General features: G+C 60.1%; 18 protein-coding genes and 2 tRNA genes. 10 read left to right on the top strand and 10 right to left on the bottom strand.

The window, feature by feature from the left end; genetic code table 11:
* Positions 1-93 precede the first annotated feature (93 nt).
* From ACOYQJ_RS05515 to dksA, 4 genes are all read right to left on the bottom strand, one after another.
* Entirely contained in the window at positions 94-1,086 is a 993-nt protein-coding gene (locus ACOYQJ_RS05515; protein WP_422905008.1) for a molybdopterin-binding protein, read from the bottom strand.
* Positions 1,083-2,051, bottom strand: a complete 969-nt coding sequence (locus ACOYQJ_RS05510) for an XdhC family protein (RefSeq protein WP_422905007.1) — start codon at positions 2,049-2,051, stop codon at positions 1,083-1,085. The genes ACOYQJ_RS05515 and ACOYQJ_RS05510 overlap by 4 nt, the downstream gene beginning before the upstream one ends.
* 89 nt (positions 2,052-2,140) lie before the next feature.
* Entirely contained in the window at positions 2,141-3,316 is a 1,176-nt protein-coding gene (locus ACOYQJ_RS05505; RefSeq protein ID WP_422905313.1) for an FAD-dependent monooxygenase, read from the bottom strand.
* Between the two features lie 72 nt (positions 3,317-3,388).
* Complete coding sequence (dksA, locus tag ACOYQJ_RS05500) at positions 3,389-3,811, bottom strand: RNA polymerase-binding protein DksA (RefSeq protein WP_422905312.1); 423 nt, start codon at positions 3,809-3,811, stop codon at positions 3,389-3,391.
* Positions 3,812-3,977: 166 nt separating this feature from the next.
* Between dksA and ACOYQJ_RS05495 the strand changes: the two genes are divergently transcribed.
* The 8 genes from ACOYQJ_RS05495 to ACOYQJ_RS05460 all read left to right on the top strand — a co-directional run bounded on the left by ACOYQJ_RS05495 (position 3,978) and on the right by ACOYQJ_RS05460 (position 12,100).
* The gene (locus ACOYQJ_RS05495) at positions 3,978-4,817 is read left to right on the top strand and encodes an AAA family ATPase (RefSeq protein ID WP_422905006.1); all 840 of its coding nucleotides are present in this window, start codon (positions 3,978-3,980) and stop codon (positions 4,815-4,817) included.
* Positions 4,818-4,866: 49 nt separating this feature from the next.
* Positions 4,867-5,784: an AEC family transporter gene (locus ACOYQJ_RS05490; protein ID WP_422905005.1), complete on the top strand. Its 918-nt coding sequence runs from the start codon at positions 4,867-4,869 to the stop codon at positions 5,782-5,784.
* Between the two features lie 343 nt (positions 5,785-6,127).
* Positions 6,128-6,583 (top strand): GNAT family N-acetyltransferase, encoded by a 456-nt coding sequence (locus ACOYQJ_RS05485; protein WP_422905004.1) that lies wholly within the window; start codon positions 6,128-6,130, stop codon positions 6,581-6,583.
* A complete protein-coding gene (locus tag ACOYQJ_RS05480) occupies positions 6,583-7,965 on the top strand; it encodes a DUF2927 domain-containing protein (protein WP_422905003.1) in 1,383 nt (460 codons plus the stop codon). Before ACOYQJ_RS05485 ends, ACOYQJ_RS05480 begins: the two co-directional genes overlap by 1 nt.
* Positions 7,962-8,126, top strand: coding sequence for an apolipoprotein acyltransferase (locus ACOYQJ_RS05475; RefSeq protein WP_422905002.1), 165 nt, complete (start codon positions 7,962-7,964; stop codon positions 8,124-8,126). The genes ACOYQJ_RS05480 and ACOYQJ_RS05475 overlap by 4 nt, the downstream gene beginning before the upstream one ends.
* Positions 8,127-8,205: 79 nt before the next feature.
* Positions 8,206-9,390 carry a vWA domain-containing protein gene (locus tag ACOYQJ_RS05470; protein WP_422905001.1) on the top strand — a complete coding sequence of 395 codons (1,185 nt, stop codon included), beginning with the start codon at positions 8,206-8,208 and terminating at the stop codon, positions 9,388-9,390.
* Between the two features lie 305 nt (positions 9,391-9,695).
* Positions 9,696-10,697, top strand: coding sequence for a cache domain-containing protein (locus ACOYQJ_RS05465; protein WP_422905000.1), 1,002 nt, complete (start codon positions 9,696-9,698; stop codon positions 10,695-10,697).
* Positions 10,698-11,905: 1,208 nt separating this feature from the next.
* The gene (locus ACOYQJ_RS05460; RefSeq protein ID WP_422904999.1) at positions 11,906-12,100 is read left to right on the top strand and encodes a hypothetical protein; all 195 of its coding nucleotides are present in this window, start codon (positions 11,906-11,908) and stop codon (positions 12,098-12,100) included.
* A 135-nt stretch (positions 12,101-12,235) separates the two neighbouring features.
* On the opposite strand, the gene ACOYQJ_RS05455 is transcribed toward ACOYQJ_RS05460, so the two are convergent.
* The 4 genes from ACOYQJ_RS05455 to ACOYQJ_RS05440 form a co-directional block, all read right to left on the bottom strand.
* Positions 12,236-13,882, bottom strand: coding sequence for a DUF6538 domain-containing protein (locus tag ACOYQJ_RS05455; protein WP_422904998.1), 1,647 nt, complete (start codon positions 13,880-13,882; stop codon positions 12,236-12,238).
* Positions 13,883-13,973: 91 nt separating this feature from the next.
* Positions 13,974-14,049 (bottom strand) — tRNA-Val (locus tag ACOYQJ_RS05450).
* 151 nt (positions 14,050-14,200) lie between these two features.
* A tRNA-Val gene (locus ACOYQJ_RS05445) sits at positions 14,201-14,275 on the bottom strand.
* Between the two features lie 47 nt (positions 14,276-14,322).
* Positions 14,323-14,772: an HU family DNA-binding protein gene (locus ACOYQJ_RS05440; RefSeq protein ID WP_422904997.1), complete on the bottom strand. Its 450-nt coding sequence runs from the start codon at positions 14,770-14,772 to the stop codon at positions 14,323-14,325.
* Positions 14,773-14,972: 200 nt separating this feature from the next.
* On the opposite strand from ACOYQJ_RS05440, the gene ACOYQJ_RS05435 reads away from it, so the two are divergent.
* A complete protein-coding gene (locus ACOYQJ_RS05435; RefSeq protein ID WP_422904996.1) occupies positions 14,973-15,164 on the top strand; it encodes a hypothetical protein in 192 nt (63 codons plus the stop codon).
* A 130-nt stretch (positions 15,165-15,294) separates the two neighbouring features.
* Here ACOYQJ_RS05435 and lon read toward each other — a convergent pair whose 3' ends face one another.
* Entirely contained in the window at positions 15,295-17,703 is a 2,409-nt protein-coding gene (lon, locus tag ACOYQJ_RS05430; protein ID WP_422904995.1) for an endopeptidase La, read from the bottom strand.
* 280 nt (positions 17,704-17,983) lie between these two features.
* Between lon and ACOYQJ_RS05425 the strand changes: the two genes are divergently transcribed.
* Complete coding sequence (locus tag ACOYQJ_RS05425) at positions 17,984-18,415, top strand: hypothetical protein (RefSeq protein ID WP_422904994.1); 432 nt, start codon at positions 17,984-17,986, stop codon at positions 18,413-18,415.
* A gap of 14 nt (positions 18,416-18,429) precedes the next feature.
* On the opposite strand, the gene tgt is transcribed toward ACOYQJ_RS05425, so the two are convergent.
* On the bottom strand, positions 18,430-19,557 hold the full coding sequence (gene tgt, locus ACOYQJ_RS05420; RefSeq protein WP_422904993.1) for a tRNA guanosine(34) transglycosylase Tgt: 1,128 nt from the start codon (positions 19,555-19,557) through the stop codon (positions 18,430-18,432).
* Positions 19,558-19,574 lie beyond the last annotated feature (17 nt).

The following is a 19,574-nucleotide window of genomic DNA, read 5'->3' as shown; positions in this document are numbered from 1 at the left end:
CGCCGCACTCCGGCGGGTTTTATTTTGCCCAAAACAAACGCAGCCGAGAAACGCGCCAGAGTGCAGGTTTCCGAACCTGATCGCGGACAAGCTCTAGGCTTCGCGCAGACGCCCGCGCTGCGGAATTTCCTTGAGCAAACCGCCGACCCCCATGGCCGCGATATCGCCGGGGCGCACGGCGACGCCGCACAACAACCGCTCCATTACCCAATCGGCGCCGTTGAGCGCTGGTGAGCGCGCGCAACCGGGCAAGCCGATCACAGGGCGCCCGTTCAGATCGCCGAAGAACAGCAGGTTGCCCGGATCGACAGGCATTCCGAAATGCAAAACCCGCCCACCTGCCGCGCGCAGTGCCTCGGGTGCCACATCATGCAGGTCAGAGGTGGCCGAGCCGGTCAGAATCAGGATCGCATCCGCTTCGGTCTGGCGGATCGCCTGCGCCAGCGACTCGGTCTCATGCGCGACGATATGTTTGCTGCCCAGCGTCACCCCCAGCCGGTCCAGCCGCGCCTTGGTCACCGCTTGACCTTTGTCGCCAGTCTCGTCCGGGTCGGTGCTGGTCTGGATCAGTTGGGCGATCTTGCATTGGGTCTGGCGCAGCCGCAGCGCCGATTGACCCGCCAGACAGGCCGCCTCGAGCGCGGCTTCGGGCACCGCGTATGAGATGATCTTGACCGTCGCGACCATGCCGCGCGCTTCGATGCGCTGCCATTCCGGGACGGTGGCGACAGTGATCATCGGATGCAGCGCGTTCAGGGCATGTATCCGGTCCGCGATCACTTCGACCACGCCCGGAGCGGTGGCGTAGATATTGACACGCCCGGTCGCAGCCTTGCCCAGCCGCAGACCCGCACGGTCGGGATCAGGGACCAGCGCCCGCGCCAGATGTTCGGCGGCGCGGTCTTCCAGCACATCGCCCGGTTCCAGTTGCGCGGCGGTGACCGGGTCATGCCCCGCCGCCCGCAACTGGGCGATATCCTCGGGCAACAGCACGCGGCCCTTGCGCAGACGTCCTTTGCCCAAGGCAACGGAATGCGCCAGCACAGCGCCTTCGGCGTCGTCGAGCGGCACCGGGCCAAACTTCATGCGCCTTTCCTCAGAACGCGGGTCATCTGCGCCAGTATCGAAACCGCGATTTCGGACGGGCCGGAGGCGCCGATATCAAGACCGATTGGCCCGTGAATGCGCGCGATCTCATCAGCGCTGAAACCGTCCTGTTCAAGACGCTCGACGCGCTTGGCGTGGGTCCGGGTCGATCCCAGCGCACCGATGTAAAAACACCCCGAACGCAGGGCGCGATGCAAAGCCGGATCATCCAGCTTGGGATCATGTGTCAGCAGCACCAAGGCAGTGCGCCCATCCAGACCCAGCTTATCGATCGCCTCGTCGGGCCAGTCGTGGACAAGCGTTTCGCCGGGAAAGCGCGGGGCCGAGGCAAAGGCTTCGCGCGGGTCAACGATCACCGGGTCATACCCGGCAATCCGCGCCATAGGCAAAAGCGCCTGCGCGATGTGCACCGCCCCCACCACGATCAGGCGCAGCGGCGGGTTGTGGATCGCAACAAATGTCCGGCTTTCCGGCTCAAAGCCAGAACGGTCCATGCGGAACCGATCCTCGTGGCCGCTGCGGTCCAGCCTGCGGGCGCCGCTGTCCAGATCGGCCACATAGGCAATCGGCGCGCGGGCGGCGCGGGCCTCGCAAAGCGCGCGCAGCATCTCGGCGGGCAGCACCTTGCCCACCGGTTCAACCAGCACGCGGATCGTGCCGCCGCAGGCCAGCCCGACGGCAAAGGCGTCCTGATCGGACACGCCGAATTCCAATTCGCGCGCTTCGCCGGTTTCAAGCGCCTCCAGCGCCTCGACGATCACCGCGCCTTCGACGCAGCCGCCCGAGACCGAGCCTTCGATCTGCCCGGTGCCGGAGATCGCCAATTGGCTGCCCACGCGCCGCGGCGCCGAACCCCATGTCTCGATCACCGTGGCCAAGGCAGCCCCTGTTCCGGCGTCATGCCACGCCAGTGCTTGTTCGGGAATTCCGTCAAATCGATCCATCAGCCGATCCTCCTTGCCTGACGTTCTATCATGTATCCCGCCCGCGTCGCCCCCTCCAATAGTGCTGCTGTCGTCATGGTATCGCAGGCTCAACCTGACGCGGTCACATCGTGCGCATAAAGCCAATCGAATTGGTGCAACATCTTTGCCGGCGCCAAACGCCCCATCACCCCCAACCCAAGATGCGCCACACCGCGCACCAGAGGATTGCGCAGGTGATATTTCCACGCATTGCCATTGGCCGCGGCAATCGCCCGGGCCACACGATCGCGCCGCCGCGCCTGATACATGGCCAGCGCTTGGTCTTGCTCGCTCTCTTTGTCCAGACAGGTCGCCAGAACCCAGGCATCCTCAAGCGCCATGTTCGCCCCCTGCGCCAAGAACGGTAAAGTCGGGTGGGCGGCATCGCCCATGAGCGCAAGCCCCTGACCGTACCAGTTCCGAGCGACAGGGTGCCGATACAGCCCCCAAAGGCTGACCTCATTCACCTGATCCAGAAGCCCCCGGATCGGACCGCCAAACCCCGCGAACACCCACCGCATCTGATCGGGATCGCCGCGATGCGACCAGCCTTCCTCGGCCCATGCGATACGCTCTTCGGCGCCGACGATGTTGACCATGCTGCCGCCGCGCAAAGGGTAGCTGACCAGATGGCGCCCGGGCCCCATGTGGACCCATGCCTCGTTCGGGTGACCGGTCACATTCGGCACGATTGCCCGCCAGGCCACCTGCCGGGTGAAGAACGGCTTGGCCGCGCTGTTCAACGCGGGCCGCACAACCGAATGCAAGCCATCGGCGCCGACGATCAGATCATCCTTCACCCGGTCACCATTGGCCAGCTCGACAGAGGCAGGCGCGCCGGGCGTCACTGACAGACCCCTTTGCAGTAACCGAACCTTGATGCCAGCCTGGCGCGTTCGCGACGCCAGAAGATCAATCAGATCGGCCCGGTGTACAAATCGATAATCCTGATCGGCGGGCAACAGCCCCAGATCCAGCCGCAACACTTCGCGGCCCAGCCTGTGATCGCGCAAGGACACTGCCCTGCCCTGAACAGAGATCGCCTTAAATGACTCGGCCAGCCCCAAAGCCTCGATGACACGCAACCCGTTCGGGCTGACCTGAATGCCCGCGCCGACCTCGGTGATCGCTTCGGCCTGCTCCAGCACACGCACCTTGGCGCCGCGCTGCGCACAGGCCAGCGCCGTCGCCAATCCGCCAATCCCGCCGCCAAGGACGGTGATATGCTTGCCGTTCAATATCATCTGCCCGATCTTGATGTAAAAACGCCGGAGCAAAAGCCCCGGCGTCCTTAAATTTGCCCAATGACCCTGCGGTCAGTCGTCGCGATGGACTTTTTCACGGCGCTCGTGACGCTCTTGCGCCTCAAGGCTCATGGTTGCGATCGGACGCGCATCCAGCCGCTTCAGGCTGATTGGTTCACCGGTCACTTCGCAGTAGCCATATTCGCCTTCTTCAATGCGTCGCAGAGCCGAATCGATCTTGGCGACCAGCTTGCGCTGGCGATCCCGCGTGCGCAATTCCAGCGCGCGATCTGTTTCTTCGCTGGCACGGTCGGTGACATCGGGAATATTCCGCGTCCCTTCCTGCAGCGTTTCAATGGTATCCCGGCTGTCAGCGAGAATGTCCTGTTTCCACGTCAAAAGCTTCCGCCGGAAATATTCCAGCTGCTTGTCGTTCATGAAAGGTTCATCTTCGGCTGGACGATAGTCATCGGGAAGAAAACTTTCAGCTTTCATCTTCGCTTCCTCGTCAACGCCAATATCCGCCATGGTAATTTCCTCAGATATCTGGCACCCCTATGCCGTGCACTTAACCCAAGCCCCGAGGGATGTCACTACACAATAGCGACGAAAAATGGCGATTTAGGGGCTTGTGATGAAACCAATCGTGAGGAAAGCGTTGATGCGATTTGATGGAACCGAAAGCTATGTCGCAACCGACGATCTGACCATGGCGGTCAACGCTGCCGTGACGTTGGAACGCCCCCTGCTGGTCAAAGGGGAACCGGGCACCGGCAAGACCGAGCTTGCCCGTCAGGTTGCAAACGCTTTGGGCCTGCCGATGATCGAATGGAACATCAAATCGACAACCAAGGCCCAGCAAGGCCTCTATGAATATGATGCCGTTTCGCGCCTGCGCGATAGCCAATTGGGCGACGAACGCGTCAACGATGTGCGCAACTACATTCGCAAAGGCAAGCTGTGGCAGGCCTTCGAGGCCACCGGCAAGGTGGTCCTGCTGATCGACGAAATCGACAAGGCGGATATCGAATTTCCGAACGATCTGCTGCAGGAACTCGACAAGATGGAGTTCCACGTCTACGAGACCGGCGAAACCGTGCGCGCGCTCGTCCGCCCTATCGTGATCATCACCTCGAACAACGAAAAGGAATTGCCGGACGCCTTTCTGCGCCGTTGCTTTTTCCACTACATCAAGTTCCCCGAACCCGACGTGCTGCGCAAGATCGTCGAGGTTCATCATCCCGGCATCAAGGAAAGCCTGCTGACCACCGCCCTCACCCAGTTCTACGAACTGCGTGAGCAGACGGGGCTGAAGAAGAAACCTTCCACCTCCGAGGTGCTGGACTGGCTCAAACTTCTGCTGGCCGAGGATATGGACGCGGCGGACCTGCGCCGCGAAGGCACCGACGCCCTGCCCAAGCTGCACGGGGCACTTCTGAAGAATGAACAGGACGTGCATTTGTTCGAACGGCTGGCCTTCATGGCACGACGCCAACGATGACAGGCGCGGCTGGAGGGCGGGCCGCTGAGCCTTGGCTCAGCCGGGGCGCATGGAAGCAAGCCTGATGCTGCACGTTCTGACGCACAACATTCTGCCGGTGTTTTCCATGCTGGCGCTCGGGTTCTTGCTGGGACGTTTTGGCAAGATCAGCCGGGACGAGGCCGCCGCAGTCAATCGCGTGGCCTTTCTGGTGTTGCAACCGGCCCTGATCCTGCCCCTGATTGCAAGCGTCGACCTCAGTGCCTTCCGCTTCGATGCGCTGGTGATCTATGCGCTGTGTCAGACCGGCACGTTCATCATAGCCTTTGTCGTTGCCCGCCGCGTCTTTGGCCGCGACACCGTGGAAAGCTGGCTTTTGGCCATGGCCACGGTCTTCGTCAATTCACTGCTCTATATCTACCCGATCTCCACCTTGATCTATGGAGGGGCCGCCGCCCTGCCGATCACTGCCATCGTCGCGTGGGATGCCTCTGTGACCTTTGCCTTCTTCATCGTCACAACCGATCTGATGGCCAATCGGCGGGCCAAGCCGATGGACTCGCTGCGGCGGGTAGCCTCGAACCCGGTTCTGATCGCCATTGTGCTGGGATCCATGGCCAATCTGATCGCCCTGCCCGTGCCCGAACCGCTTTTGACCGCCATGCATTTCGCCGGGGCCGGCGCCGCGCCGTTGACGCTTTTTGCGCTTGGTGTGATCCTGTCCAGCCATGCCATCCTGCCGACGCCCACGGTCATGGCGATTTCAGGCATCAAGCTTTTGGCCTTTCCCCTGCTGGTCTGGGCCGCCTTGCATGTCGCGCCGCTGCCCGAAGACTGGAACAAGCTGTTTCTCCTGAATTCCGCAGGCCCGTCGGGCGCCATGGCCTTCGCCCTCGCGATGCTTCATGGCGTGCGCACCGATGCCATTGCCCCGGTGATTATCTGGACCAGCCTGCTGTCGCTGATCTCGCTCGCGGCGCTGGCGTGACGTTTGTCTGCTGGTCAACGCGCGAGGCATAAAGGTTAACCCTATCGTTCCCAAAACAGCGACAATAGCGCGCTTTCGGGTCGCAAAAGCCGCAATGCCGCCATGGTTGTTGCCGCAACAATGCCAAAGACCCGGCGTGATTGTTGCATGACTGCACAGATCAACCCCTTGATTTAATGGACTTATAGCCATTACGGGCGGAGCCTCGAAAAAAATCCCAACCCGCCGAATCAGCCTCTGTGCAAAAACCAATCTTTCGCCCTATAGTGTCCCCACAGAGGACAGAAAAACACCGGATGTCTTGAACATCTGAGTAAAACAACGAGCAGGCAGGCTTCTTAAAGTGTCCCAAACCGACGATGTAATCGTTCGCGCCCTGCGCGACGAGGACGAACCTATATGGCGTGAGCTGTGGAAAGCCTATCTGGACTTCTACAACAGCACGGTCAGCGAAGAGGTCTACCAGACCTTGTTCGCGCGCCTCTTGGGGGATGATCCTCGTGACTTCAGCGGCATGGTCGCTGAGGTGGATGGGCGTGTCGTGGGGCTGGTGCACTATCTCTTCCATCGTCACGGCTGGAAAATCGAAGAGGTCTGCTATCTGCAAGACCTCTACGCTGCCCCCTCCGTGCGCGGAAAAGGGATTGGCCGTGCCTTGATCGAAGCGGTCTATCAGGCCGCCGACGATCACGGCGCCCCCACTGTCTACTGGTTGACTCAGGAGTTCAACGACACCGCCCGTCTTCTTTATGATCGGATCGGCGTCGTCACCCCTTTCATCAAATACCAGAGGCCGTGATGCGCAAAGCCAGACGTTACATTCTTCCGCTTTACCTGATGCTGGGCGCCTGTATGCCGGTGGCCCCCACGGACACAACCACCCGCTCGGCGGCCTCGCTGGAAAGCAACCTGCCGCCGATGAAAAGCTTTTCGGTGCCGCGCCCGACACCGCCGATGGGCTCCAATTCGGACATCGCGCGCGATTTCCTCGACCTCGCCTTCTCGCTCGAAAGCGGACGCGGCCTGCAAAGGATGACGCGCTTTGAAGAACCGATCCGCGTGCGCGTCACCGGCACCCCGCCGCCCAACTTGGCGCCGGACCTGAACCGTCTCTTGCACCGGTTGCGCACCGAGGCAGGCATCGACATATCCCGCACCGACAATGGCACCGCCAATGTCACCATTCAGGCCGTGACCCGCGCCGAGATCCGCCAGAACCTGCCGACCGCCGCCTGTTTCGTCGTGCCGAATGTCAGTTCGCTCAAGGAATATTCCGCCGCGCGCCGCTCGAACAAGGTCAGCTGGTCGCGACTCAAGTCGCGTCAGCGACTGGCCATCTTCCTGCCCAATGACGCCAGCCCGCAAGAGGCCCGCGATTGCCTGCACGAAGAACTGGCGCAGGCGCTTGGCCCGCTCAACGATCTGTACCGCCTGCCCGACAGCGTCTTTAACGACGACAACGTGCACACGGTTCTGACCGGCTTTGATATGCTCATCCTTCGCGCCTATTACGATCCCGAACTGCACAACGGGATGAGCCGCAACGAGGTCGCGGACCGTCTGCCGGCCATTCTGGCGCGGATCAACCCGGCCGGACAAAATGGTGTGGCGCGCCGCCTGTCGAAAACCCCGCGTGTCTGGATCGACGCCGTGCAGACCGCGCTTGGACCGGGCGCCAGCCCCGCCGAGCGCCGCAATGCCGCCACCGAAGCGCTGAAAGTCGCCACCGCCATGGGCTGGACGGATCACCGCCGTGCCTTTTCGCACTATGCCATGGGCCGATTGCTGCAAGCGATTGATCCCGAGGCCGCGCAGGACCACTTTGTTCTGGCGCAACGCTACTTTGGCACGTCGCCGGAAACCCGCCTGCACCGCGCCTATGTCGCTTCGCAACTGGCCGCCTATGCCATCAGCGCCAACCGCCCCGAAGACGCGCTTTACCTGATTTCTCCGCATCTGGGTACCGCCGCCCAGCACGAGAACGCCGCACTGCTGGCGACGCTGATGATGCTGCGCGCCGAAGCGCTCGAGATGTCGGGCCGCGTCAGCGAAGGCCGTCAGGTCCGGCTGGACAGTCTGGGCTGGGCACGATACGGCTTCGGCTCGGATTGGGCGGTGCGGGCCAAACTACGCGAGATCGGCTCGCTCAGCCCCCTCAGACGGAGACGTGGCGCGCTATGATCGTGATCATCGGGGCCCTGCTGGGCGCCATCATCGGCGGGGCAAAAGCCGCCCGTCGCAAAGGCAACTTCGCGGATATCGCGCAATATGCGGCGGTCTACGCCATCATCTTTGCGCTGGTGGGGTTGGTTGCCACCATCGGTATCGAAAAACTCGCCTGACCGGCATCGCGCCCCGGATCATGTCCGGGGCGGATTGCGCGCAATTGCAGTCGCCGTCGCCCTGCCCTAGTGTCAGCGCATGTTCGTTCCCTTCTTTGAAAATCTCCGCAAAGCCGGTGTCCCGGTCAGTCTGCGAGAATACCTGACCTTCCTCGAAGCCGTCGGCAAAGGGCTTGCGACCTATGACGTCGAGGCGTTTTACTATCTTGCCCGCAGCGCCATGGTGAAAGACGAACGCCATCTTGACCGTTTCGATCAGGCCTTTGCGGCGAGCTTCAAGGGCCTTGAGGCGATCAGTTTTGAGCAGGTGCTTGAGGCCGTTGACCTGCCCGACGACTGGCTGAAGAAGATGGCGGAAAAGCATCTGTCGCCGGAAGAAATGGCCGAGATCGACTCGCTCGGTGGGTTCGACAAGCTGATGGAAACCCTGAAAGAGCGGCTCAAGGAGCAACAGGGGCGCCATCAAGGCGGCAACAAATGGATCGGCACGGCGGGCACTTCGCCCTTTGGAGCCTATGGCTACAACCCCGAAGGCGTGCGTATCGGACAAAATGAATCGCGTCATCAAAGGGCTGTAAAAGTCTGGGACAAAAGAGAGTTTCGAAATCTCGATGACAGCGTCGAACTGGGCACGCGCAACATCAAGGTGGCACTGAAACGACTGCGCCGCTGGGCCAGGAGCGGCGCCGAGGAAGAGCTGGATCTTGACGGCACCATCCGCGCCACCGCCGAACACGGCTATCTTGACGTCAAAACCCGCCCCGAGCGGCACAATGCGGTGAAAGTCCTGCTGTTTCTGGATGTGGGTGGCTCAATGGACCCGTACATCAAGATGGTGGAAGAACTTTTCTCCGCCGCACGGGCCGAGTTCAAGCATCTGGAATACTACTATTTCCACAACTGTCTGTACGAAGGCGTCTGGCGCGACAACAAGCGCCGCTACAATGACCAGACCCCCACATGGGAAGTGCTGAACACCTATGGACCGGACTACAAATGCATCTTTGTCGGGGATGCCAGCATGTCGCCCTATGAAATTGCCTATCCCGGCGGCGCCAACGAACATTGGAACGCCGAGGCCGGACAAGTCTGGCTGGAGCGTGCGCGGGCACAGTGGAGCGATCATCTGTGGTTGAACCCGGTGCCCGAGCAGCGTTGGGGCTATACCCAAAGCATCGAAATGATCCGCGAGATTTTTGAAAACCGCATGGTGCCCATGACACTGGACGGGATCGACCGCGGTATGAAGCTTTTGTCCTCCTGACCCATCAGCGGCCTTGGCTTGCAAAGGCCGCCTATCCTCTCTGAAAAGGATTTAAGCCAAGGCAATTCCGCGAAAATTTGAGCAATCCGTGGTGCCGTCCCCTAGCGGTCAATCTGCGCGAACACCGTCTTGGAAACTGAATTTAAATGGCAACTATATCGCGCCCATTAGAACGCCGCAGCTCGCGGCGGCTGGATTTTTACAATTGAAGTCAAACGCTTTGTACTCTGCCTGCGCCGGTTCATGATTGATCAAGCCCTCAAGCGCTACCCCGGTTCCGGGAAAATGTGTGGGAGTGTTGGCCGATGTCGCTCAAGTATCGGATCATTGGGGCTATTCTTGTGTGTGCTTTCGTCTCCGTGGCGCTGGTGGCGACGCCGCTTTATCTTGGCACGCAAAAGCTCATCGACGAGGGCAGCAGCCGCGAGCTGAAGCAGATGCAGGCGCGCGTGCTGGCCGGGCTGAACTCGCGTATCGAAACTGCGCTTTCGATGTCGCAGACAATTGCCGCCATCCCGCGCGTGCAACGTGCCGTTTCCAAGGCTGACACCAAGGGCCTGCACCGGCTTTTCGTCAAGGATTTCGCCGCCATGTCAGACGCCACCGGCGTCGCGCAATTCCAGTTCCACACGCCAGACGCCATTTCCATCCTCCGGGTCCACAATCCCGACAAATACGGCGACGACCTGTCTGGCTTTCGGCAGATGGTTGTGCAGGCCAATGCGCAAAGTGTTCCCCTGGCCGGATTGGAACGTGGACGCGCGGGCCTTGGCATTCGCGGCATCAGCCCGGTGACCGACGATGGTGAACACTTGGGAACCGTCGAAATCGGCCTGCGCTTTGACTCTGCCCTGTTGCATGACATCGTTGATGGCAGCGGCACCCGGCTAGAGGTCTATATCCTGCCAGACAGCAGCATTGACGATTTTGCGGGCAGTGACGGCGGGATTGAGCGGATCACCGGCAACTATGACGGTGCGGCGCTTCTGAATGCGGCAGAGATCCAACAGGCCTTGCAGAACAACTCTTCCCCCTCGCTCAATACGATAGACGGCGAAAGTTTTGCCGGCACGGTGTTCACAATCTCTGATTTTTCGGGTCAAAGCGACCGAAAGCCGGTTGCGAACATGGAAATCTGGCAACGGATTGACCAGTTGATCGACGCCCACCCGCTGGTCCGAGTTGAATGGGTCAAGGGCCACAACGGAACCACCGGAAACGAACGCGCTGATAGACTGGCGAAGAAGGCCGCCGGGAATTGGTCGTTAGTGGACGGGCGGTTTCGCGTTGACGGGGCCGACCAATGAGCCTTGACCTGATCGAAGGCTTTGTGAAGGGGGGTGCGGGCGACCGTACCCCTTCAACGAACAGCGAATGCCCCCGCTGCGGTGCCACCTTTCATCCGCGCCGAAAGAACCAGCGGTTTTGCGTCCCAGCCTGTCAGAAGAAGGCCAGCCGGAACAGTGCCCGTGGTTCAACGTCCGCCAGTGACAGCCCAGACCGCCGGTATTTGAAGCGCCGTCAGAGGGCCACCCTGGTGTGGCTGAATGAGACCTACTATGCGACCCCGCCGGGGGAACGTCTGGGGCTTCTCAAGGCTTGGCTGGACGCGGCACGGGGCGGCGATACGCATCTGCGGGGCGTCCTTTCCCGTCCTGACTTCGCCAAGGCTGATCACGATAGAGCCGCGTGTTACCGCAACAGCCCCGCGTACCCCCCTGTCCCGTATCTGGCAGATCGGTTTGCCCAGCGCCTCTTGAATTGCAGGGTCTGGGATTGGGTGTCAGGCCACGCCGGTGAACCTGAAACAGGCGAGGTGGAAAACAGCCCAGTGCCCCACAGTGACCAAGTTCGAGAAATCCACCCTCACCCAAGGGGGTCGCATAGACCGGCAACAGCCTACTGCGAACAAGACCCGGCGGCGTTCCTGCAACGTATCCGGGATATGCGACCGGCGCAGGAACGGCGGGGCGGAACGACTAATCCGCCCTCACCCAGTATATATAGGGGACATTCCGGGTTTACTTCCGGGGTGTCTTGACGACCGACCAAGGACGCTGGCCGCACAATCCACCCTCACCCAGTATATATAAGGGTGCGTTACGGGATCGTTTGGGGTGGTGTTCAAGATGTCCATCGGTCGGGAGTCACCTGACAAAGAACAGATGTGACAGGATACCGACCCCGGCACCGTAAAGAACATGACGGGTGGCTGGGTCGATATTTCTAAGGTGGATCGTCGGTCGGGGATCGTCCGACAAGACACGCCCTCTGGGACACAGACCCAGGCACTTGAAAGACCATCAAAGCTAGCTGGGTCCGTTCTCGCAAAAGGGGCTTCTTGTTCTGGATGACCCGACAGCCCGACCAACTTAGACGACACCTCAAACGGCAGCATAGTATTGCCCTAGACGGTCGCCTTAAAGGTTTCCCCAAAACAGTCTGTTCACCGTCCATTGGTCTTACCCAGATCGGCCCAATCCTGTATCAGGTGGAAGGGTGACGACCAGTCCACTTGTGGGTTTATCCCACGACCGGCGGCACCTTCCCTCTGACAGATGAAACCATCGCCTTGGAGGGCACGACCATGACCATACATATCGAGAAATCCCCGCGCATCCACCCGCAAGAGCCGTGGGCCTACCTCATCCGCTGGCCCGGTGAATGGCAACTGTGCCTGCCGTCATGGGCCGTGCGGGTGACTTGGTAGAATTACCGAAAAGAACCGTGGGAAGGGTGCCGCAACCGCACCTTTCCACGACGCCACAACAGGGATTCTGTGGGGGCCTGAGAGTGGCCGTTTGGTGCATCCCACTCACCCCCCGCCCGTCGGGTGAGGTGACTCCTAGGGTACCTCTGAGGGCTTCCCTGAGTCATCCACGGTGCGAACATCCAGCGGGATCGCAGGAACACGGGCCATGTGATCCCAGAGACCAGCCCACAAAGCCTGACTGCCCCCATAGAGCGACATAGAACCGGGGTCGGCACGACCGGCAAGCGCCCGCACCATCGAATCGTTGTTCATCCAGACCCGCGAAAAATCGGCAAAGAGGTGCCGCCAGCCGTGGTTCGGGGCAAGTTCTTTGCGGGTCAGCTTCAAATCCTCGCGTATCCAGCGCAGCAACACAGCCTTGCAGGACTTGGTGAACAACGGACCTGGGCCGCTGGCTTTGGCGAAATCCATCAACCCTTCCTCGACAAGCGCCGGGTGCACTGGAACGATACGGATACTGTCCGTAGTCTTTGCGCTGCCCCGAATGTGATAAAACCAGCGCCCGTCAAGTTCGGCAAAGCTGTCCTTTGCGAGCGCCCCGACCTCACCAACCCGCGCCCCGGAATACGCCATCAGCCAAGGCATCCAGCGGATATGGGGTCGGGTGTCTTTGCGGGCAGCTAGAAGGATCGTGCGGGCTTCTTCGAAGGTGAGCGCAGCGGACCCTTTGGGCTTGGGCTTAAACGCGGGCTTTTTGACGACTGCCAGCGGATTGCCGTTGGGAAATATCTCGCCAAGGCTTTCGGCAATCGCGTAACCAATGACCGCGCGGACACTGTTGAGATGTTCGCCACGGACCCGATTGCTGACTTTCAGTTTGGGGTCGTCCGCCAGCGCATCCAGCCAATCCTGAGCCTCTCGCGGCGTCACGGTCCGCACATCATCGCTGCCCCGGAAGGCTGCAAAGCGACCACAGTGCAGCCTGTATTTTCTGAGCGCGGCGTCGGACAATGGCTTGGCGTCGGCCCCCTTAGACCGGCGGGCTTCCTCTCGGTTTATAACCTCTGCGAAAGACCAATGCCCCAGCGGTTCTTTCTTTTGGTGGACCTTTTCACGCGCACTCGGACGTTCCAACTTGGGGTGCCTGTCACGGTGTCCGCCATCCGAATAGTCGCCTTCGGCTTTGCGCAGGTTAACCTTGGCGGCATCTACCATTTCCCGGTGGGCTGCATCGACCAAACGGGCCTTGTCATCGTCGGTTAGGTAGACCGCATGACGGGATTCCACACGGGCGATAGCAGGCGCGTAGCGGGCCATGAGGGCTTCTTCGCGGGTCAACTGGCGGGGGGTGCCAGTCGCGTCCAGAGACCAGCTTTCAACGCTCCCTGCCCCCAGCCTTGTTTCTATTGCCAGCACGTCTTTCCAAACATCTGGTCTGCCGGGATCGTCGTCATGTTCCGCAATCACTTCCTGCATCATCTGGCCCGCGAAGGCGATTACCTGCTTGTGCGTGAGTGCGGGACGCTGGCCCCGCAACGTGGCGAAGAAGGTCTCAGCCTGCTCCAGAACCTGCGCCGCCCGCTGACGCGCTTCGGCCTTGTCAGACGTGTGCAGCGATGTGGTGACACGCTCGCCTACTTTGAGGGTCTTAGCGAGTTCCCCGACAGACAAAGCGATAGACCGCCCCTTGGCGGCTTCTCGCAGGGGTCTGGGGACGGCAACCCGCAGCCAATAGACCCCGTTTCGAAGTACTGGATTCGTCATTCTCAGAACCGTCATTTTCGCGCCCTGTGGTAACAGTCTGTGGTAACAGACAGCGCGACCCAAGCACCTGATACTCAAGTATCTTTTTCAAATAAATGGCTTGTAATGGTGGGTGATGAGAGACTCGAACTCCCGACATCTTCGGTGTAAACGAAGCGCTCTACCAACTGAGCTAATCACCCGCTGCGCCGCTTTTGCCGCAAGCTTTCGCGCTTGGCAAGCCCCTCGTGACAGGCATTTTGCATTCTTTTCAAATCGACCGATCAGCCGACCATATGCCCCAGTCCAAAACGACGAAAGCGCACCTCGTCAGAGGCGCGCTTTGCTGGAAACTGGTGGGTGATAAGAGATTTGAACTCCTGACATCTTCGATGTGAACGAAGCGCTCTACCACTGAGCTAATCACCCGTGCCGCGCGTATTAGCGCCCCTTGCTACAGGGTGCAAGGGGGCCGATCAGGAAATTTCGTCCTTGCTGGACTGGCGCACACGGGCGTTCAGGACAAGGGCGTTGTCCTTCTGCTTGGTGTTGGAGACCTTCACCTTGCCAAGCGGCTGGAGGTTCAAAGGCCGCCCATCGGCAAGGGCTTGACCAAGGATCACAAGAGCCGCTTCAATCGCAGGCTTGGCATCGCGTTTCTTGACGCCCGAACGTTCGACCACAAGATCGATCAGCTCTTTCTTCTTCATCTCGACCTTGGGCTGCTGCGCCGTTTCGGAAACAGAGGGCGCGTCGCTTTGCCTGACGGCCTTTTCCGATGCTGTGACGTCAGGCGCTGCACCGTGCGCCGGGGTCTCGACGATGGGCGAGGCTTTCGCCCGCGTTTTGCGGGGCTTCCCGACGGCGGCCTCGGGCGTGTCCGCCGCGGACGCCCTGCGCTTTCGAGTTTTTGTCTCAGCAACCATTTTTCTGCTCTCTCATTATCTTGCGGTTTTGCACCAGTTCTCGGGTTCGCCAATATGGCTATTCAGCCCAAATCCCCGGAAAACCAGTTCATGTTTTGTCAAAACGGTAATACCACGTGGCCTATAATACCAGCACTTGCTTGACTCCCAATCGTTTCCCCCCGCAATATCGAGGCCTTTTTTACCAAAGGGGGAAAGTTATGAAGAAAACGATTGTAGCACTGACATTTGCAATGCTGCCCATATCTGGCGCGCTGGCAGACGGGTACACGGACCCTGTGGTCGAACCGATTGTCATTCAGCAAGCTGCCGCGCAAGACAGCATGCCCTCGGCACAGTTGGTCATGATCCTGGCGACGTTGACGGTGTTTGGCGCCGCGCTCAGCCACTAAATCCGTTTGCAGGGATGCGTTTCGGATTTCTGTCAATCTGACGACGGATCGCGTTCTCATCAACCAGGCACAAAAGAAACGGCCCCGGCGACAGTGTCACCGGGGCCGCTATGTTGTCAGAAACCAAAGATTAGTGTGCGGTAAGGCCAGCCTCTGCCTCTTTACCCTTGGCGGCGGCTGCGGCTGCAGCTTCTTCAGCCTCCTGGTCCCATTCAATCGGCTCGGGCGTGTCGATCAGCGCAAGTTTCAGAACTTCGGAAACGTGTTTGACCGGGATGATCTCCAGCCCCTCTTTCACGTTGTCGGGCAGTTCCGCCAGATCCTTTTCGTTCTCTTCCGGGATCAGGACCGTCTTGATCCCGCCGCGCAGGGCCGCCAGGAGTTTTTCCTTGAGACCGCCGATTGGCATCGCGTTGCCGCGCAGAGAAACCTCGCCGGTCATGGCGATATCCTTGCGCACCGGGATACCCGTCAGCACCGAAACGATCGAAGTCACCATGGCCAAGCCTGCCGAGGGTCCATCCTTGGGCGTCGCGCCATCGGGCACGTGCACGTGGATGTCCATCTTGTCGAACATCGGAGGTTTCACCCCGATCTGCGGCGCGATGGAGCGCACATAGCTGCTGGCCGCTTCGATGGATTCCTTCATCACATCGCCCAGCTTGCCGGTGGTCTTCATCCGGCCTTTGCCCGGCAGGCGCAGCGCCTCGATGTGCAGCAGATCGCCACCGACCGAAGTATAGGCCAACCCGGTGACGACACCGACCTGATGTTCATCCTCGGCCAGACCATAGCGATACTTCTTGACCCCGAGGAAATCATCAAGGTTGTCGGAAGTGACGTGCACCTTCTCAGTCTCTTTCTTGACGATCTTGGTGACCGCTTTCCGAGCCAGCTTGGCGATATCGCGTTCAAGGTTCCGAACGCCCGCCTCGCGGGTGTAGTAGCGGATGATATCCGTCAAGGCCGAGTCATCAACCGAGAATTCGTGCTTTTTCAGACCGTGGTTCTTGACCTGTTTGTCCAGCAAATGCCGCTTAGCGATCTGGAGCTTTTCGTCCTCGGTGTAGCCCGAGAGCGGGATAATCTCCATCCGGTCCATCAGAGGACCCGGCATGTTGTAGCTGTTCGACGTGGTCACGAACATCACGTTCGAGAGGTCATATTCCACCTCAAGATAGTGGTCCATGAAGGTCGAGTTCTGCTCAGGGTCCAGCACCTCAAGCATGGCTGATGCCGGATCGCCACGGAAGTCCTGCCCCATCTTGTCGATTTCATCGAGCAGGATGAGCGGGTTCGTGGTTTTCGCCTTTTTCAGCGCCTGAATGATCTTGCCCGGCATCGAGCCGATGTAAGTCCGGCGGTGACCGCGGATCTCGCTTTCGTCGCGCACGCCGCCCAGCGAAATCCGAATGAATTCGCGCCCGGTGGCCTTGGCCATCGATTTGCCAAGCGAGGTTTTACCCACGCCCGGAGGGCCGACAAGACAAAGGATCGGGCCCTTGAGCTTGGCCGAGCGCGCCTGAACGGCAAGATACTCGACAATCCGCTCCTTGACCTTTTCAAGGCTGTAGTGATCGGCGTCGAGGATGTCCTGCGCGCGGTTCAGATCCTTTTTGACACGCGACTTGGTGCCCCAAGGGATCGACAACATCCAGTCCAGATAGTTGCGCACCACGGTGGCCTCGGCGGACATCGGCGACATGTTCTTGAGCTTCTTCAACTCGGCCTCGGCCTTGTCCTTGGCTTCCTTGGACAGCTTTGTACCAGCGATCTTTTCCTCAAGCTCGGCAATTTCGCCTTCGCCCTCTTCGCCGTCACCCAACTCTTTCTGAATGGCCTTCATCTGCTCATTCAGATAGTATTCGCGCTGGGTCTTCTCCATCTGGGATTTGACGCGGGTCTTGATCTTTTTCTCGACCTGAAGAACCGACATTTCGCCCTGCATCAGGCCATAGACCTTCTCAAGCCGTTCGCTCACGCTCAGCGTCTCAAGCAGTTCCTGCTTTTGCGGCACTTCGATTCCCAGATGGCCGGCCACAAGGTCAGCCAGTTTGGCCGCGTCCTGCGCTTCGCCAACGGCGGTCAACGCCTCTTCGGGGATGTTCTTTTTGACTTTGGCATAACGCTCGAATTCTTCGGCCACGGTGCGCGTCAACGCCTCGATCGACAGGGAATCCCCCGGCATTTCCGTCAGATACTCGGCGGAGGCCTCGAAGAAGTTCGGGTTTTCAAGGTATTCGGTAATGCGCACACGGCTCTGCCCTTCGACCAGCACCTTTACCGTGCCATCGGGCAGTTTGAGCAGTTGCAGCACATTGGCCAGTACACCCGCCTTGTAGATACCATCCGTTTGCGGATCATCCACCGAAGGGTCTATCTGGCTGGCAAGCAGAATCTGCTTGTCGTCGTTCATCACTTCTTCCAGCGCGCGCACCGATTTTTCGCGCCCCACAAAGAGCGGCACGATCATATGCGGGAACACCACAATATCGCGCAGCGGCAGCACCGGGTAGGAAGGATTCAAGGGATATTTCATGCTCGTTATCCTGTTCTTGGCAAGAAACCCTGTCCCGCTCGGCGGCAACGCAGGTTTCTCCGGTATCGGACTTACAGATGGGGCGGGTTAACAGATTTTCAACCCGCGCGCCCCAGCAGGCTGGCCGACAGAATGACCCGTGTGGAGCCTAGGTGCAAGCGCACTTTAGAGGGAATTGTCAGGAAACACGGAGGCGCCTGTGGGCACCGAACATAGTTGATGGAACGACCACCCTGTGATACCGAGCGCCCGAATGAAGATTATCTTGTAAGAGCCCACCATGATTTCGAAAATCCGATTTGCCCTTCCCCTCATTGCTGTTCTTGGCGCGACGCCCGCCGTCGCGGCCGACCCGATCAAAGGGTTCTTCTTTCGCCTCGAGCGCAGCTCGCAAAAGGTTGAAGGACTCTATTCAGTGGGTGGATATTCTTTGACCGAGATCACCGGCATGATGCGTAAATATTGCAAGGGTGGGAAAATCGGGCAGATCGCGCACGTCGGCAAGGCCCGCAAGCGGCGCGGTCAGGTCCTTCAGAAATTCGAAACCACCTGCGCGGGCGGGATGCCAGAGCGTTTCAAGGGCAAGTCTGCTGGCATCGAGATCGAATACATCACCAAGAACAACGAGTACAAAGGCAAGCACCTGGTCGAAATCACCACATCAGATGGCCGCGGCAACATCGTCACCCTGCGCGAGACGATCCAACCCTGAGCGCCAGCAAACGCCTATAGCGGGGCGATATCTCCCTCGGCCCGCTGCGCATGAAACTCCGCTTCCCAGGCGTCGAAGGTACCCGCGGCAATCGCCCCGCGCATGCCCTCCATGATCTCCTGGAAATAATGCAGGTTGTGCCATGTCAGCAGCATGCCACTGATCATTTCACCCGAGCGAAAGACGTGGTGCAAATACGCGCGGCTATAGCTGGAACAGGCCGGACAGGTGCATCCCTCGTCCAGCGGCCGCGGATCATCCGCATGGCGGGCGTTCTTGATGTTCACCACCCCGTGCCGGGTAAATGCCTGCCCGGTGCGCCCCGAACGCGACGGCAAAACGCAGTCCATCATGTCGATCCCGCGTTTGACCGCGCCGACGATGTCGTCGGGCTTGCCGACCCCCATCAGGTAGCGCGGCTTGTCCTCGGGCAAGAGGTCCGGCGCATAGTCCAGGCAATCAAACATCGCCTCTTGCCCCTCGCCCACGGCCAGACCGCCGACGGCATAGCCATCAAAACCAATCGCCTTCAGCGCCTCGGCGCTTTCCTCGCGCAGATCCCGCTCAAGACCGCCCTGCATGATCCCGAACAGCATATGCCCCGGTCGATCGCCAAAGGCATCGCGGGATCGCTGCGCCCAACGCATCGACAGCCGCATACTTTCTGCGATCCGCTTGCGGTCTGCGGGCAGCGCGGGGCATTCGTCAAAGGCCATCACGATGTCAGAGCCAAGCAACTTCTGGATTTCCATCGACCGCTCGGGGCTGAGCATGTGCTTCGAGCCGTCGATATGAGAGGAAAACGTGACCCCCTCTTCGGTCAGCTTGCGCAGCCCAGAGAGGCTCATCACCTGAAAGCCGCCCGAATCCGTCAGGATGGGTCGCTCCCAGTTCATGAACTTGTGCAATCCGCCCAACCGCGCGATCCGCTCGGCCCCGGGGCGCAACATCAGGTGATAGGTGTTGCCCAGCAAAATGTCCGCGCCGGTTGCCCGCACGCTTTCGGGCATCATCCCCTTGACCGTTGCCGCCGTGCCCACGGGCATGAAGGCCGGTGTCCGGATCTCGCCGCGCGGGGTGGAGATCACTCCCAACCGCGCCTGCCCATCCCGGGCTTTCAGTTCAAATCGTGTCTGTGCCATGCCGCCCCTTTGCCCCA

This window comes from Pacificoceanicola algae (assembly GCF_049341065.1).
Taxonomy (GTDB): domain Bacteria; phylum Pseudomonadota; class Alphaproteobacteria; order Rhodobacterales; family Rhodobacteraceae; genus Pacificoceanicola.
Note: the sequence above shows the minus strand (reverse complement) of the source record. Positions and strands in the feature narration are given on the sequence as shown.